Source organism: Brevibacillus ruminantium, assembly GCF_023746555.1.
In the GTDB taxonomy this organism is placed as follows: Bacteria; Bacillota; Bacilli; order Brevibacillales; family Brevibacillaceae; genus Brevibacillus; species Brevibacillus ruminantium.
In genome coordinates, this window is sequence record NZ_CP098755.1 from 708032 (window position 1) to 722846 (window position 14815).

Below are 14815 nucleotides of genomic sequence, written 5' to 3' on the forward strand. Positions count from 1 at the left end.
ATGGCAAACATCGGATGGAAATCGATCAAAGGAATTCCGCTCATTTTTACCTTGATCTGGATCGTTGGCTTTGCATCAGCCTTGCATTTTCTGGACAAGTCCGTCATTGCCTTCCTCGGGATTTTGTTCTCGATCATCTTGATTTACTACACCAATTCCAGCAAAATGGTTCGAATGATTCTGGGTGCTGCTGTGCTGCTGTTGATTATCCCGCTGGTCGCAGGAGACAACCGCTATTACATGGAGGTAGCCTCGCAGGTGGGCATCTACGTGGCAATGGCGCTCGGGCTGAACATCGTAGTAGGTTTTGCCGGTCTGCTTGACTTGGGGTATGTGGCGTTCTTTGCAGCGGGTGCCTATGCCTACGCGATTTTCTCCACGTCCCAGGCCAATCAGTTTATTCCAGGCGAGCTTTTCCCGCTCACGGGTGACTGGTTCTGGCCATTTCTCATCGTCGGCTTGATAGTGGCCGCGATATTCGGAATATTGCTGGGCTTGCCGGTTCTTCGGGTGAAGGGAGACTATCTGGCCATCGTTACGCTTGGCTTTGGTGAGATTATTCGGATTATCTTCAACAACCTGGATAAGCCGATCAACATTACGAACGGACCGCAGGGGATTACACCGATCCCGCAGCCGGAGCTGTTCGGGATCAAAATGAGCACGCCGTTCTACTTCTATTTTATTGTCTTGTTCGTGATTATTTTCATCGTCATCGCCAATATCCGCTTTGAACACTCCCGTCTGGGCCGCGCCTGGGTGGCGGTGCGCGAAGACGAGCTGGCTGCGCAATCGATGGGGATTTCCCTGCTCAATACCAAGCTGGCTGCTTTTGCCACCGGAGCATCCTTCGCCGGTGTGGTGGGCGTCATCTTTGCAGCCAAGCAGACCTTTATCGACCCGACGTCGTTTACACTGATGGAGTCGATCGGGATTCTCGTCATGGTTATTCTCGGGGGCAGTGGAAGCATCCCCGGTGTTATTCTGGGGGCGGCCTTCGTCACCGTGCTTCAGGTACAGCTTTTGAAGGAGTTCTCCAACTTCCTGCATTCGCTGCAGCAATCAGGGATCATTAATCTGCCAAACCAGTTGGACCCGTCCAAATTCCAACGCCTGATCTTCGGGGTCATGCTGATCCTCGTCGCTCTGTACAGGCCGAACGGGCTGATACCGGCCAAGCGGAAGAAGAACGATCTGGATGCGATCAGAGGCAGCAAATACTCCGGAGGAAAGCTTGGCATTTTAAGCAAGCTCCAGGGGAAAGAGTCGTAGCGAAGAAGGAGGGAGCACTATGGCATTATTGGAAGCCAACGGGTTGACCAAGCGCTTCGGCGGTCTGGTTGCCAATCAGGATGTAACGGTAAAAATTGAAGAGGGAAGCATTACGGCTGTCATCGGTCCCAACGGTGCGGGCAAAACCACCTTCTTCAATATGGTGACGGGTTTCTACGAGCCGGATGAGGGAGACGTCCTGCTCGATGGAAAAAGCATCAAGGGACTGCGCCCTGACCAGATTGCGGAGCGGGGGATTACGCGTACCTTTCAAAATATTCGTCTGTTCAAGCAGATGTCGGCCCTGGAAAATGTGATGGTGGGTACTCACAGCAGGCTGTCGGCGGGAATCTTGGGCATCATGTTCAATACCAAGCGTGTCCGGGAAGAGGAAGAGCGTGCAAAGGTGGAAGCGTATCAATTGATGGAATACGTCGGCATCGCGGATGTCGCCAATGAAGCGGCCGGGAGTCTGCCGTACGGTTTGCAGCGGCGCCTGGAGATCGCCCGCGCGCTGGCCACCAATCCAAAGATTATACTGCTCGACGAACCGGCTGCCGGGATGAACCCGCGCGAGACGATCGAGATGACCGATTTTATCCGCAAGCTGAAGAGTGAGCTGGGTTTGACGATTATTCTGATCGAGCATGACATGAAGCTGGTCATGGGGCTGAGCGAATACATTCACGTACTGGACTATGGACGCAAGATTGCCGAGGGTACGCCGGAACAGATCCGCAATAATCCGAACGTGATTGAGGCTTACCTGGGGAAAAGCGCGACGGAAGTGTCGTAAGAGGGGGAGGAAAAAACATGCCGTTGCTTGAATTGCAAAACATTCACACCTATTACGGCGGTATCCACGCGTTGAAAGGCATGAGCATTGAAGTCAATGAGGGCGAAGTGGTTACGCTGATCGGCTCCAACGGGGCCGGGAAGTCGACTACCTTGAAAACCATCTGTGGACAGACGCGTGCCCGAGAAGGCCGCATCACGTTTGACGGGAAAGATATTACCCAGATGCGGACGCATGACATCGCACTGCTGGGAATTGCCCATGTGCCGGAAGGCCGCCGGATTTTCCCCAAACTGACCGTGCGTGAGAATCTGGAGATGGGTGCGTTTTCTGTAAAAGACAAGCAGATTATCGAAGAGGGCATCGAGCGGGCGTTTCGCTACTTCCCGCGGCTGAAAGAGCGGATTGATCAAAAAGGCGGGACGATGTCCGGCGGTGAGCAGCAGATGCTGGCGATCGCACGCGGACTGATGATGAAGCCCAAAATTCTGATGCTGGATGAGCCGTCCATGGGCTTGGCGCCGATTCTGGTGGAACAAATTTTTGATATTGTCACAGAGCTGAACCGGGAAGGAATGACGATCCTGCTGGTTGAGCAAAACGCAAACCAGGCGCTATCGGTGGCGAATCGCGGTTACGTCATTCAGACAGGTGAAATTATTCTGAAGGACGATGCGCAAGATCTCCTGGCAAATCCTCAGGTGCGGGAAGCTTATCTGGCGTAGGCTGACAGATACGAAACGGTGGACGTTCGGTGGACATATAGAAGTAAGCGTATAGAATGATAGAAAGTATGGAAAGTATAGAATGGGGTTCATAAATAGAACGGATAGAAAAGGCCGATGGCGTGATCCATCGGTCTTTTCATGTTGAGGGTGCTCCACAAAAACGTTTTCATTTGCTACGATGTTTCTAAGAATACTGACCTTCTCATTTCGAGGATTTTACCTGAAAGTATCAGGTCAACAGGAGGGCAAGATGGAGATACACCCCAACTGGATGAAAGACAGCACTGGCATGTTGTACGCGCAGCTTTACCAGTATTTTCGGGAAGAAATCCGGAGCAGGCGTATCCCGCCGGGCACCCGCCTGCCGTCTGTTCGTGCTTTGAGCCGTAACCTGCATCTGAGCAAAACCACAGTGGAAACGGCCTACCATCAGCTCCTGGCAGAAGGTTATATCGAAAGCCGGGAGAGAAGCGGTTTTTATGTGGTGGAGTGGGAGGAGGAGATCGGCGAGGCGGCGGGCATTTCGAGGGATTTCCCGTGGCTGGAACCAATCAAAAACAGTGATGGCCAGGAAAAGGTGAAGAGGCAGTCAGTCGAGAAGGAAAACACGGCAAGAGTTCTCTACGATTTTCACCATGCGCGGGTCGACGCTGATCATTTTCCCTATGAGATCTGGCGTCGTTACAGCAATCAGTGCTTGCAGCGGGAAAACAGGGAGATTCTCTACTACGGTGACCCGCAGGGCGAGCTGGTTTTACGGGAGCAGATCGCGAGCTATTTGCAAAAGGCGCGTGGGGTACATGCTCATGCCGATGCGGTTGTGATTGGAGCGGGGACACAGCTTTTGATTCAGTTGCTGTGCTGGTTGTTTGGCCGGGAGAGTCAAAGCATCGCCATGGAGGAGCCGGGCTACAACGGCGTGCGAAGTGTTTTTGTGCAAAACGGCTACCAGGTCATCCCGATCCCGCTGGATGAGGATGGCATCCAGGTGGAAGTGCTCGAAGCCAGCCGAGCACCGCTGGTTTATGTTACTCCTTCCCATCAGGAGCCGCTCGGGGCGGTGATGCCCTACGCAAAGCGATCCAGACTGCTGCAATGGGCAGCCCGGACAGGGGCGTACCTCATCGAGGACGATTATGATGGCGAGTTTCGGTATCAGACAAAACCGATTCCCTCTCTGCAGGGGATGGATCAGGCGGGACGGGTCATTTATCTGGGGACCTTCTCCAAATCGCTTCTGCCCTCAATACGGATCAGCTATATGGTGCTGCCGCCTGAACTGCTGCGGCGCTATCAGGAGAGACTCCGGGAGTTTGATCAATCCTGTTCGCGCATACATCAAGAGACACTGGCTCTGTTCATGAAAAACGGTGAATGGGAACGGCATATTCGCAAAATGCGGACGCTCTACAGCAAGAAGCATCAAGCTATGCTGAGCAGTTTGCATGAACAGTTTGGAGAGCGCATCCGGGTGATGGGCCATAATGCGGGCTTGTCGATGACTGTAGAAGTGGCCTCTTTGCTGACGGCGGAGGAGTTGGCCCGTGTGGCGCGGTCAGCAGGAATTCGCGTCTATCCGGCCACGCCAAAATGGATGGCCTATCCACCGGGCCAAGCCCCTGTTTTTCAGTTTGGATTTGGCGGTTTGTCTACGGAAGAGATTGCAGCAGGAATTCACCTGTTAAAAGAGACATGGGAACCCTATTTGCCTGGACCGAAGGCCGCTTATCTTTGAAGAGGCTTCGATAGAAGTTGTCTTCCTGCACCTCATTATTGACAGAAAGTAGAGACAATTATAGAGTGGGAGTGTGCCAGGAGGGGGAATTGCTTGAATTCGTCAAAATTGTCTTTTCTGCAAGGGATGAAACAAATTATTCCCGTCGCATCGGCCGGAATCGTAGACGGGCTGGTTTTCGGCATTCTGGCCAGACAAGCCGGTCTTGGCATTACAGAGGCCATGCTGCTATCCCTGCTGGTAAACGCGGGTTCCTCCCAATTTGCTGCCGTCGGTTTGATTTCGCAGGGGATCGTGGGCTGGCCGATCTTGGTCTCTACCGCGTTGTTAAACGCCCGCCATCTTTTGTACGGGCTTTCGCTGGGGCCGTATTTTCGCCAAACACCTCCGTGGAAGCTCTCGCTGATGGGAGCCGGGCTGAATGACGAGACGTACGCCTTGAAGGTGACATATCTCACCTCTGGCAATAAACCGAGTCTGCCGTTTTTTGCAGGTGCCGGGATTGTGGATTACGTGATCTGGAACGTAAGTACACTGGCGGGCGCGTGGTTTGGCACTGTCTTTACCCAGACGGAAGCGTTTGGTCTTGATTTTGCCTTTATTGCTACATTTTTAGGCTTCCTGGCGGTCAATCTCCTCTCGTCTTTTCACGTGAAGGTAGGGCTAGCTGCATCGGTGGCGGCGTGTCTTGCTTACTGGCTCGGCGGCGGAACTGCCGGAGTGATTGCGGGAACTCTGGTTGCGGTGATGATTGGGGCGGTGAAGCGGGATGGATAACATCATCCTCATTATTATACTGATGGCACTGATCACGTATTTGACACGCTTTCCAATGCTGTTGATCAGCTCCCGCTGGTCGGTTCCCGATTGGCTGAAAAGAGGACTGGCGATGGTGCCAGTCGGGGTGTTCAGTTCCTTGACGGTACCGCCGATTCTCTTTCATACAAAAAACGGTCAGTGGAGTCCCGAATTTTTGGCTGCCGGGGTAGTTGCACTCTCCGTCGGTTTGTGGAGAAAGCAGATTGTCTGGGCGCTGCTCGCCGGTGTCGGGGCGTTGATCATCTGGCGCTATCTGGGTGGATGATAGAAAGCAAAAAAGCGAAGATGCCCAGCGGGGGTGACGGAACTGCCCCTTGTTCGTGGCAGCTTCGTTTTTTCATTTTGTAAGGCAGCATGTATACGTTTTGATTTGCGCCTAGTATTTGAGGGGATGTAAACCTTTGAAATCGGTGCTCTGGCGAGAAGAAGCATGGTTTCCCTGCTCAGCTCCGTACTCCGCCCGCGAGGAAGCATGTACTGTCCGCTCCAGGGGGATTCGCGGGGGAGACGTAAAAGCAGTAACGCTCCGAGGTCATCCCAAGGCTACGCTCCTTTTTCCCGCGAATCCCCCTTCCGCTGGGCAGGGCTCCACAGTCGCAACGCAGGGAAACATGCTTCTTCATGAAACGGGAGATTTTCAAAAAATTGCGGGTGAAAGCAATGATGGTTCATATTCAACTAAAGGCAGATTTGTTTAAGATCAAGCGCGGGGAACCGTACCACAAGTGATAGTAAAAAATATTAGACACGAGATTGTGCTAGACAGTTACTACATAAGCAAGCTAATACGAGAACCGCATCACATATAAATAATAGAGGTGATATATCGGACAAACGAAGTAGAAGGCGGATTCGCAGGAGATTGAACAGGTTAAAGACTAGGCGTGTCAATTCCATAAAGGTGCTGGTTCTCCAATTTGTTCGAAATCCTTCAAACGAATCGCCTGTTATTTATTATTGTTGGGGGTAAAGGGTCCCGCCAACTTTTAATGTTAAAAGAGACCTTTTAGGAATATTTATTCACTATTTTAAGTAAATAATCTCGAAATTCTTCAATATAGGTTTTCGGCTCTACTATTTCCAGATTTGTCCCGAAACTCGCTAAAAATTGAAAGCCAATACTGTTTTGCGGAACATAGATGGTAGCTAAAAAATATTCTGAACTGTATTTTTCAATACTCTTTCGACCGTACCTTTCAATGAATTGATCTTTTATGCCAGGCGAAATCAACGCCTTGACTGCGACTAGTTCCGGTTGAAAACTTGCTTCCTGCTCTTGTTCCAACAAATCATTTCTAGGGCTAAACGTTTGTTCATTCATATTAAGATGATCGATCCGAGATAATTTGAACGTTCTATATCTCATGCGATGTAAGCAGAATCCTTTCAGGTACCAACTCGTCTCGCTAAAATGAAGCTGATAGGGCTCTACAGTTCTTTTCGTCGCAGTGCCATTTTTATCTATATAATCAAATGAAACTACTCTTCGCTTTAAGATGGCTTCCTGACATGTCTTCAAGGTTTGACGAATCTCAGACCGCCCCTCCCAATCATAAAAAGATAATTGAATGGAACCTTTCGGAGCCAATGGGCTAACCATGGCTTCTATTTTTTTGATCGTTATTTCAACTTCTTCACTAATTAGAATTTGTTCCAATCCGCCGAGCGCAGTCAATATATTCTCTAAGTCGGAGCTGTTTAAAAGACGTTTATCCACCTTGTATTCATCCATAATGCCGTAGCCGCCATGAATTCCAATGACCGAATAGATCGGGATGTTTGATAAACTCAAGGTTTCCATATCGCGAAGAATCGTTCTTTTGGAAACGCTAAATAATTGCGCGAATTCTTTGGTAGAAACAACATCTTTCTTCAGCAATATCATAATGATAGAGATTAGCCTCTCAACCTTTTCCATCGGTTCCCCTCTTTTTTTTTCTACTTCATTATGAAACGGTGACATACAGCTGTCACCTCTTATAAATTATACTCCATTTATAACAAGAAGGAGGTTATGCTTTATGTCAGCTATTGCCTATTTAAACTTTGATGGAATTGCAGAACAAGCGATTGAATTTTATTCGGAGGCTTTAAGCGCACTTGAGGTAAAAATAGTGAAATTTGGGGATATCCCACAAGATCCAAACTACCCAATGCCGGAAAATGAGTTAAATATGGTCATGGAGTCTTCCATAGAATTCGCAGGCGGGAAAATCATGATGTCGGACATTTTGCCTTCAATGAAGGCGGTAACAGGTGAGCTGGTGAAAGGGAATAATATTCTGATTAGCCTAGTCATCGATGATAAGCAAAAACTGGAACAATACTTTAATAGTTTGTCCCTTGGTGGCTATGTCACCATGTCGTTATCCAATTATCCTTGGTCTTCGTGCTTTGGAACGCTGGTTGATAAATTTGGGGTCAACTGGAAATTCAATAGCGACGCAGATCAGTTTCTTGATAACGTAATATCCAACAAACAGTAACTCATTCTGAAAAGTGGTCTTCCAACTGAAGGCCGTTTTTTTATATACCGATGGAGGCACGATTTATGAAAAATAGCTATTTTTCGCTAATCTTTTTTCTGGCTTTAGGTATATTTGGCATCATAACAACTGAAATGGGCATGATCGGAGTTCTTCCCCAAGTCACTCAAAAGTTTCATATATCACCCTCGGAGGCCGGGTACCTTGTGAGTGCATTTGCTTTAATCGTTGCCATTTCAGGCCCATTCCTAACATTACTCGCTTCCGGCATGAATCGAAAAGCGATCTTACTATCCGCTATCCTGATGTTTGCTATCTCTAATTTGGTGTATGCTTATACGACCAGGTTCGAAGTTATGCTGGCTTTCCGGAATGGCATCACTGTAGGGACATGGATCGGCGGCTTGTTTATTTCCCAGTTGGGCGCGCATCAGCTTATCTGGAGCGGTATTATGCTTTTGTCGCTTGCTTTCATACTGACCATGATAAAAGCATCAATTTCCAAATCACATGCTGACAAAGCAAGCATGAACTGACGGATATATGATAAATGTAGAGAGGAAATATTTCTAAATATGGAAATCGATAATTTAATTCCTGTAAAGTCCAGAGGAGAGTTGAGGTTTTGGCTACAGGAAAATAGTAAGATTGAAAAATCTTGTTGGGTCTTAGTTAGTATGACGCCCAAATCGGATATGCTCTTATATTTGGATGCGGTCGAGGAAGCTTTGTGCTTTGGATGGATCGATGGAGTCAAGAAGAAAATATCTGAAACAGATCTGGCACAGAGGCTGTCCCCTCGAGGCAAAAAAAGCTCATGGACCGAATTGAATAAAGAACGTGTCCGCCGCCTCGAAAAGTTGGGGTTGATGACAGACGAAGGAAGAAAGATTCTTCCTGATATGGATTACGACTCTTTTCGAATCGATCCCGTTATAGAGCAAAGGCTGAAAGAGGAAAAGCAAATATATGAGAATTTCAAGGCATTTCCGGATCTGTATAAAAGAGTTCGGATCGACACGATACAAAGCCTAAAAAATCAACCGGAATTATTTAAGAGCAGATTGGACAAATTCATAACCAACACGAGAGAAAACAAAATGTACGGTCAATGGAATGATTATGGACGTCTACTGGATTATTAAGATGCCTTGTCAGTTCTATTATCTAGGCAGGTCACCAGTGGCCACACGTTCTATGTGAGTGTCTACTATTGTTGATGCTGAGGGAATGATCAAGATATGACGATGCTTTATACATAATTGCGTAGGCTGACCTCGGCCATATTGGATTCTGTACGGCCACTTTTACACTTTTCGCCGTTAGACCCGTTAAGCTGAACCGTACCACAAGTGAGGGTACACAAGATTAGGCAGGAGATTGTACTTGATGAGTACTACATAAGCAGGCTTGGCAAACTAAATAGATAATCGTGTAAATAGGCTTCCTGAACAATGAAAAGACGTGGGGAATCGTAGAATAATATCCATGATCTCCTTGTAAACTTCACATTGGTTCAGCAAGCCCTACTTATTTGATGTTACATATTCCATGTTTTCACTTCTGTATGTCTTTTCTGATACTCAACAATGTAGATGTCCAGTTCTTGGCTTAAGGCTACTACGGAAGGATCGGAGAAGCCCTTTTCTTTTACCATTTGGCATAATTGTTGTCGCAACTGTTCTATAGTCAGTTTAAGTTTTTCCTCTTCCAATACAATACCCTTCCTAGTAAAATATTGGCTCCTTATACGGATTGATCATTTCTGTCTTTGTTTATTTTTTAACTTATAGGTCGAGAAGTCTCCACTTCTAAAACCTTACAGCGTTTGGTTGTAAGTGGGGGATGAATCGACTTCGGACAAGGACAGGCTTTTGCCTGTTCAGTTGTCCGACACTTTGGTAAAATCTACTTATGATGTTCTTTGATAACTGGATATATGGGGTTGCATGGAGAAACAAAATGCGAAAACCAAGCTTATCCTTCCATGCGTAAAATATCCAAGGTAACAAAAGAACTCCGAAACGTCGGACATCTAGGGTAGGGACTACCCGAAGTAACGCTCGAGGAGACGAAAGGTTACTTTCGTCGTGGATTTGAGAAGCTCCCACTTCAAGGCGTTAGCCTAAGTGGAGAGTAGTTCACGAAATTGATTTGATTGTCCCTTTTAGATGGCGTTCCTGTGATCTTGGCCGATTGATGAACGCCTTTCTTCCAGGGTTGCCTTTCTGGGGGATATTAAAAGCATTAGAGAAATAGAAAATGTCATCTGGATACTGATCTGCCATTGATTCACCCCTTTGTTATTTTTTCTACTCTATGTAATTATTGTAAAGGCTGTCGCACACCCCCATAGCAAAAATGACGCCTTGAGAAGTTTTACATAATTCGACTTGAATCTACATAAAAAACAAAAAGAACGCTCATTGAGCGTCCTTGAGGAAGTTTTATAGTTCTGCATTAATAGCCTGGGTCATACACGTATGGGATAACAGTTGTTTTCGGAGAGACTTTTTTGTTGGAATCGGCAAGGTTGCTAGATGCTAAGTTTACAGATAAAACCATCGTAAATACCGTTAAAATCATGAAAATTTTTCTTTTCATTAATCACACCCACTTTCTTCCTATTAGGTAATAAGTTAGCTCTTCACCGTAAAACGTGCTTGATCTCCCTCTATCGCAGTTTTTCGTAGTTATGTAGCCGGTTTACACTCCAGTCTAATGCGAATCTTGAATCTCTCTAGATTGCGGTAGCCGTAGGCTCTTCGTTTGATCACCTTCACTTTGTTGTGTGTCCCTTCAATCTTGGCATTCGTTACCCGAAAGGAGAAATAATTCTGAATGGGCTCTCGCCACTGGACAATCGTTTTGGCAATGGAACGAACCGCAGGAGTCGGAGAATAGAGATGGTCGTCAATCCATTTCTGAAGTGCTTCCTCGCCTGCCTCTTGGGTTTGAACGGCATACACGGTTCTTATGTCTTGAAGCGCAAAGTAGAGTCGTTTGAGGTGTGGATCTTCTGCTAACCAATTCTTCAGTTCCTGAAGCTCTTCGGGCTTCAGCTTGTCAGGGATCGTATGGAGCAGGCGTTGCTCATGTCTGCCCCGACGATGTGTTCCACGAGCATGAGTGCGTTTTCGGGTAGCTTCCAACGCTTTCGAGAAAAGCTGGATCACGTGAAATTTATCTGCTACCACAAGGGTATGCTTCCAGACTTGGCGTACTGTTTCAGCCATTCCTGGAGCCAAATCCGTGACAACTACATGGGGAGCCTTACGAAAGGGCCATTGCTGCAGGGCGTTTCGTACCTGTTCACGTGAACGTCCTTCTGTGACTTGCCAGATATGACCGGTTTGAGCATCCATGAGGTTCACGCCGTACTTATGTCCTTTTTGCAACGCAAACTCATCCAGACAGACCACTTCAGGAGCTTCATGTTCTTTTGGTTGAGCAAGGCGTTGGGGGGCCAGTTGGTAGTACCAGCGTTCGAGTGTCGAGTAGGCCACACTCAATTGCTTGGCAACCGAGAGCAAATCCCGGCCGCGGCACATATCCACCGCCATCTCTTGAAAAGCAGAGGTGACCAATCCTCGAGGCGGGATACCGTTCCATTCCACTGTCCATGTAAGCCCACAACTCGCACAGCGCTGGCGATACACGGGAACGGATACCCAGACGGTCCCCCAAGAAGGAACGAAACGATGACGAAGAATACGCCGTCCAGGACGGGCATGGTTGGTACTGGCTCGGAGACAGATCGGACAAAGATAACAAGCAGAATTCGGTTCCAGAACAGCGATCCAATCCGTTTCCGTTGTTTTTTCCCAATGAGTGAGATGGAATGATGGAAGTCTGACAAAGTCTGTGCTAAAATCAAGGCACAACGCAGATTTCCTCCTTTTCAGTGGTTGTCTCGACAACTCCCACGATAGAGGAACATCTGCGTTTTTTCAATGTCTAGCACGGGTTATGGTGATGAATCAATAAGTTCATTATATACTTGTTTTAATTTTTGAGTAGATAGCGCATCTATACCTTTTCCATATGAAACGTAAGAGGCAATAAGATCACTCATGCATTTGGTAATCTCTTCATGATCATTTATCCGTCCGTATGCTAGCATACTATTCAAATAGCTCGTAACACCTTCATCAAACTTGCCTGTATTGAAATAGAAATTACCTTTATATTTGAAGTATTCCCCCAAAGAGGAATGTTTATAGGGGGTTTTTGCATCAAATACCAAGTATTGTTCCTCTTTCGTGAGAAGTTCGGAGATTAACTCTGTATCTCCTACTTCGAAATAAACCCTTAATAATTCATTTATGACGTGTATACGGGCATGTTCGCTGATTTCTTCAAGGCAACTTTTTAACATGGGGATTGCTATGTTGTATTCCTTTTTCCTTGCTTTAACAATAGCTCTTGTTAGTTTAGCCGATTCTTTAACAAAACTATAATCAAGTAATTCATAGAAAACCAAATGACTTTCTACAGCTTCATAATTTTCAGTTAGTAGATAAGAGTTGATCATTGCCAAATATGCCCTTGCTTTGAGTTCTGTTTGTGTCGTCTCCAATGCTAGACCTGCCTCGCAAAGTTCAATACACTGCTTGTATCTCTTTATCGCAAAAGCTTGTAGTCCCATTCTGAAATAGTAAATAATCCTTTCTTCTTGAGATAAGAAGTCGACGTAGTGCAAGATTTCCTCGCCAGCTTTGAAAGACTCCTCCATTTGCTTTAAGTCAAGTCGCTCAATTAGATAAATTTGTAACAGACTTTTTGCAACGTATGGAGGAACCCCTCGCTCTCGTGCGTATCTTGCGATGATCTTGTATAGCATCAACTTAAAAGCTGTATCTGCAAGGTTTTCCGTCAGAAGATATAGCTGTTTTATCGCGTTATATGTATCTTCTTGTGGAGATTCGAGAAGTTTCAAAGCTACTTTTGATACTAAAGGCTCGTTTGAAAATTCTACGGCCTCCATAAGCAGTTCCTTTAACGCTTCCACCCGTTTTTCTACATCAATATAGTGCTCAACAATTTCTTGATATGGGATTTCCAGAACATGCGCTATCGCTTTGATTGTTCGTAATTCTGGTCGTTTCGTATCCCCTAATTCGATTTTTGAAATAACCCCCTTGTGTACCCCCGACATGTTTGCAAGTTGTGTGATACTTAGATTAGCCTGTTCTCTGTATCTTTTTATGACATCACCGATGGTAGTAAATTGAAGAGTGCTTACACTTTCCTCCATCTCTTTCACCTTCCAATCAAATCGGTCTTTCCTTTATTTCCATTTACGTCTCTTTCCAAATTTTAACACTGTGCATTTTTTTTGTAAATTGCGGATTTGAGTAGTGTTTTGAAAATGTAGCATTTCATTGAAGGTGGTTTAGTATAGAGTTTGATATTGGACTAAACTTCCTGACAGGGAATTCTGTGTAGGAAAGATATATTACTGGGTTTACTAAGCTGGGGGACGGGTCGTTCACTGTACATAGTTCAACGTACACACTTTACAAACTTGCCCCCACTTAGAAGGCTTATTCCACTTGTTACAGATGGAGTGAGCCTTTTTTGCATGAGAAAATCATTTTGGAGGATGAACGTCAATGGCAAAAAGTGCACAGGCAGTAGAGGGTTTACTTGCTCAGGCGCAAGCAGAGTATGTGAATCGGCTACACTGCAGACAGCGCGGTGAGTCTTATCACAAATAAATGGAAAATATTTAGGGTCAGCGGTGTCAAAAGTATAAGAATCAGAATTTTTAAAAAGTAATTGTATGACTGTGGGGGAAATGATATATACTGGATTTATACTGCGAAAAATTGGAAGTAAGATACGCAACAAATATCCAGACGAGGAGGAAGAACATGAAAAAGGTAATTCGTATCGCAACTGCTCTCAGCCTTGCCGTTCCACTTATGAGCGCATCGATGGTATCAGCGGCGCCTGCACCAACGGCCCATGACTACAACAAGGAAATCCAGGTGAATCAATTCCGTCCACATGGCGGGGACCAAGCGGAAGTGCAAGAATTTTTTGCGGAGTTTGTTAAGAATATTGCGAATCCAAAAGAGGTGGAAAAGTTTCTGGCGGCTGATTCTCAAACGAGAGCAGCAGTGCAGGAATACCTAGCGGGCCTGTCACAATACAAGGAAGTGAAAGTCGTAGAAGCGAAGGTAGAAAAGCTGTATACGGTTGCTGATTACGGTGCTTTCACCAACTATCGTGCCATTGCCAAATTCAAGTACCTTGGCTACACGAAGGACAATAAGATTATCGAAAAGACGGATTACATAGGATTGGCGAAGCTGGGCAAGGAAACAACGGATTGGAAGCTGTGGGGACTGGTTTGGCAGGATACCGGAATCGATGTCTCGGATGTGAAGCTGTTCCAGCTCGAAAAGCCGGCCAAGGGTGAAGAAATCTGCGTCATCACGACCGATGCAGGAGTGATCAAGCTGAGGCTGTTCCCCGACAAGGCTCCGAAGGCAGTCCAAAATTTCAAGGAGCTTTCGAAAAAGGGCTTCTACAATGAGCGTTTGTTCCACCGTGTGATCAATGATTTCATGATCCAAATCGGCGGCAAAGAAGAAACGCCGGAGGAAAACGAGACGATCTTTGGTGGCGCGTTTGAAGATGAGTTCAACCGGGACCTGTTCCACTTCAGAGGGGCGATCAGCATGGGGAACGAAGGACCGAACTCCAATACCAACCATTTCTTCATCGTACAAAGTCCGAATGTAGATCAGCAGTACCTGGATCTGTCTGCACTCCCGTTGAATGCGGAAGCGAAGTATCAGGAGATTGGCGGCCGCGCATATCTGGATAACCGTCACACCGTATTCGGACAAGTATTTGAAGGAATGGAAGCAGTGGACAAGATCGCTGCTCAGAATACGGATGAGAACGGACTTCCGCTTAAGGATGCGATGCGAATCTTGAAGATTGAATTTGTGAAATACGAATAATG

The 14815-nt window shown here is 46.5% G+C and carries 13 protein-coding genes and 1 pseudogene; 10 read left to right on the plus strand and 4 right to left on the minus strand.

Going from position 1 to position 14815, the window contains the following annotated elements; translation table 11 throughout:
• The 6 genes from NDK47_RS03665 to NDK47_RS03690 all read left to right on the plus strand — a co-directional run bounded on the left by NDK47_RS03665 (position 1) and on the right by NDK47_RS03690 (position 5615).
• Positions 1-1272 carry a branched-chain amino acid ABC transporter permease gene (locus NDK47_RS03665; protein WP_251873564.1) on the plus strand — a complete coding sequence of 424 codons (1272 nt, stop codon included), beginning with the start codon at positions 1-3 and terminating at the stop codon, positions 1270-1272.
• A gap of 19 nt (positions 1273-1291) precedes the next feature.
• Complete coding sequence (locus tag NDK47_RS03670) at positions 1292-2068, plus strand: ABC transporter ATP-binding protein (RefSeq protein WP_251873565.1); 777 nt, start codon at positions 1292-1294, stop codon at positions 2066-2068.
• 17 nt (positions 2069-2085) lie between these two features.
• The gene (locus NDK47_RS03675) at positions 2086-2793 is read left to right on the plus strand and encodes an ABC transporter ATP-binding protein (RefSeq protein ID WP_251873566.1); all 708 of its coding nucleotides are present in this window, start codon (positions 2086-2088) and stop codon (positions 2791-2793) included.
• Positions 2794-3046: 253 nt separating this feature from the next.
• On the plus strand, positions 3047-4531 hold the full coding sequence (pdxR, locus tag NDK47_RS03680) for a MocR-like pyridoxine biosynthesis transcription factor PdxR (RefSeq protein ID WP_251873567.1): 1485 nt from the start codon (positions 3047-3049) through the stop codon (positions 4529-4531).
• 93 nt (positions 4532-4624) lie between these two features.
• On the plus strand, positions 4625-5308 hold the full coding sequence (locus NDK47_RS03685) for an AzlC family ABC transporter permease (protein WP_251873568.1): 684 nt from the start codon (positions 4625-4627) through the stop codon (positions 5306-5308).
• Positions 5301-5615, plus strand: a complete 315-nt coding sequence (locus NDK47_RS03690) for an AzlD domain-containing protein (protein ID WP_251873569.1) — start codon at positions 5301-5303, stop codon at positions 5613-5615. The genes NDK47_RS03685 and NDK47_RS03690 overlap by 8 nt, the downstream gene beginning before the upstream one ends.
• 741 nt (positions 5616-6356) lie before the next feature.
• On the opposite strand, the gene NDK47_RS03695 is transcribed toward NDK47_RS03690, so the two are convergent.
• Positions 6357-7268 (minus strand): helix-turn-helix transcriptional regulator, encoded by a 912-nt coding sequence (locus NDK47_RS03695; protein ID WP_251875969.1) that lies wholly within the window; start codon positions 7266-7268, stop codon positions 6357-6359.
• Positions 7269-7371: 103 nt separating this feature from the next.
• Between NDK47_RS03695 and NDK47_RS03700 the strand changes: the two genes are divergently transcribed.
• From NDK47_RS03700 to NDK47_RS03710, 3 genes and pseudogenes are all read left to right on the plus strand, one after another.
• Positions 7372-7836 (plus strand): VOC family protein, encoded by a 465-nt coding sequence (locus NDK47_RS03700; protein ID WP_251873570.1) that lies wholly within the window; start codon positions 7372-7374, stop codon positions 7834-7836.
• Between the two features lie 65 nt (positions 7837-7901).
• A pseudogene (locus NDK47_RS03705) lies at positions 7902-8207 on the plus strand (MFS transporter); the annotation flags it as partial.
• 204 nt (positions 8208-8411) lie between these two features.
• Entirely contained in the window at positions 8412-8981 is a 570-nt protein-coding gene (locus NDK47_RS03710; RefSeq protein ID WP_251873571.1) for a YdeI/OmpD-associated family protein, read from the plus strand.
• A gap of 395 nt (positions 8982-9376) precedes the next feature.
• Here the strand turns inward: NDK47_RS03710 and NDK47_RS03715 are convergent, their stop codons facing one another.
• The 3 genes from NDK47_RS03715 to NDK47_RS03725 all read right to left on the minus strand — a co-directional run bounded on the left by NDK47_RS03715 (position 9377) and on the right by NDK47_RS03725 (position 13093).
• Positions 9377-9550: an aspartyl-phosphate phosphatase Spo0E family protein gene (locus NDK47_RS03715; protein WP_251873572.1), complete on the minus strand. Its 174-nt coding sequence runs from the start codon at positions 9548-9550 to the stop codon at positions 9377-9379.
• 979 nt (positions 9551-10529) lie between these two features.
• Positions 10530-11720, minus strand: a complete 1191-nt coding sequence (locus NDK47_RS03720; RefSeq protein WP_172920624.1) for an ISL3 family transposase — start codon at positions 11718-11720, stop codon at positions 10530-10532.
• Positions 11721-11803: 83 nt separating this feature from the next.
• Positions 11804-13093 carry a helix-turn-helix domain-containing protein gene (locus tag NDK47_RS03725; RefSeq protein ID WP_251873573.1) on the minus strand — a complete coding sequence of 430 codons (1290 nt, stop codon included), beginning with the start codon at positions 13091-13093 and terminating at the stop codon, positions 11804-11806.
• A gap of 619 nt (positions 13094-13712) precedes the next feature.
• On the opposite strand from NDK47_RS03725, the gene NDK47_RS03730 reads away from it, so the two are divergent.
• A complete protein-coding gene (locus NDK47_RS03730; RefSeq protein WP_251873574.1) occupies positions 13713-14813 on the plus strand; it encodes a peptidylprolyl isomerase in 1101 nt (366 codons plus the stop codon).
• The last annotated feature ends 2 nt before the right edge of the window (positions 14814-14815 follow it).

Excerpts from the sequence above, each read along its gene's own strand:
- NDK47_RS03700 (WP_251873570.1), top strand. The coding sequence starts at position 7,372 with ATGTCAGCTATTGCCTATTTAAACTTTGATGGAATTGCAGAACAAGCG.
- NDK47_RS03710 (WP_251873571.1), top strand. The coding sequence starts at position 8,412 with ATGGAAATCGATAATTTAATTCCTGTAAAGTCCAGAGGAGAGTTGAGG.
- NDK47_RS03730 (WP_251873574.1), top strand. The coding sequence starts at position 13,713 with ATGAAAAAGGTAATTCGTATCGCAACTGCTCTCAGCCTTGCCGTTCCA.
- NDK47_RS03675 (WP_251873566.1), top strand. The coding sequence starts at position 2,086 with ATGCCGTTGCTTGAATTGCAAAACATTCACACCTATTACGGCGGTATC.
- NDK47_RS03695 (WP_251875969.1), bottom strand. The coding sequence starts at position 7,268 with ATGGAAAAGGTTGAGAGGCTAATCTCTATCATTATGATATTGCTGAAG.
- NDK47_RS03665 (WP_251873564.1), top strand. The coding sequence starts at position 1 with ATGGCAAACATCGGATGGAAATCGATCAAAGGAATTCCGCTCATTTTT.
- NDK47_RS03725 (WP_251873573.1), bottom strand. The coding sequence starts at position 13,093 with ATGGAGGAAAGTGTAAGCACTCTTCAATTTACTACCATCGGTGATGTC.
- NDK47_RS03690 (WP_251873569.1), top strand. The coding sequence starts at position 5,301 with ATGGATAACATCATCCTCATTATTATACTGATGGCACTGATCACGTAT.
- pdxR (WP_251873567.1), top strand. The coding sequence starts at position 3,047 with ATGGAGATACACCCCAACTGGATGAAAGACAGCACTGGCATGTTGTAC.
- NDK47_RS03670 (WP_251873565.1), top strand. The coding sequence starts at position 1,292 with ATGGCATTATTGGAAGCCAACGGGTTGACCAAGCGCTTCGGCGGTCTG.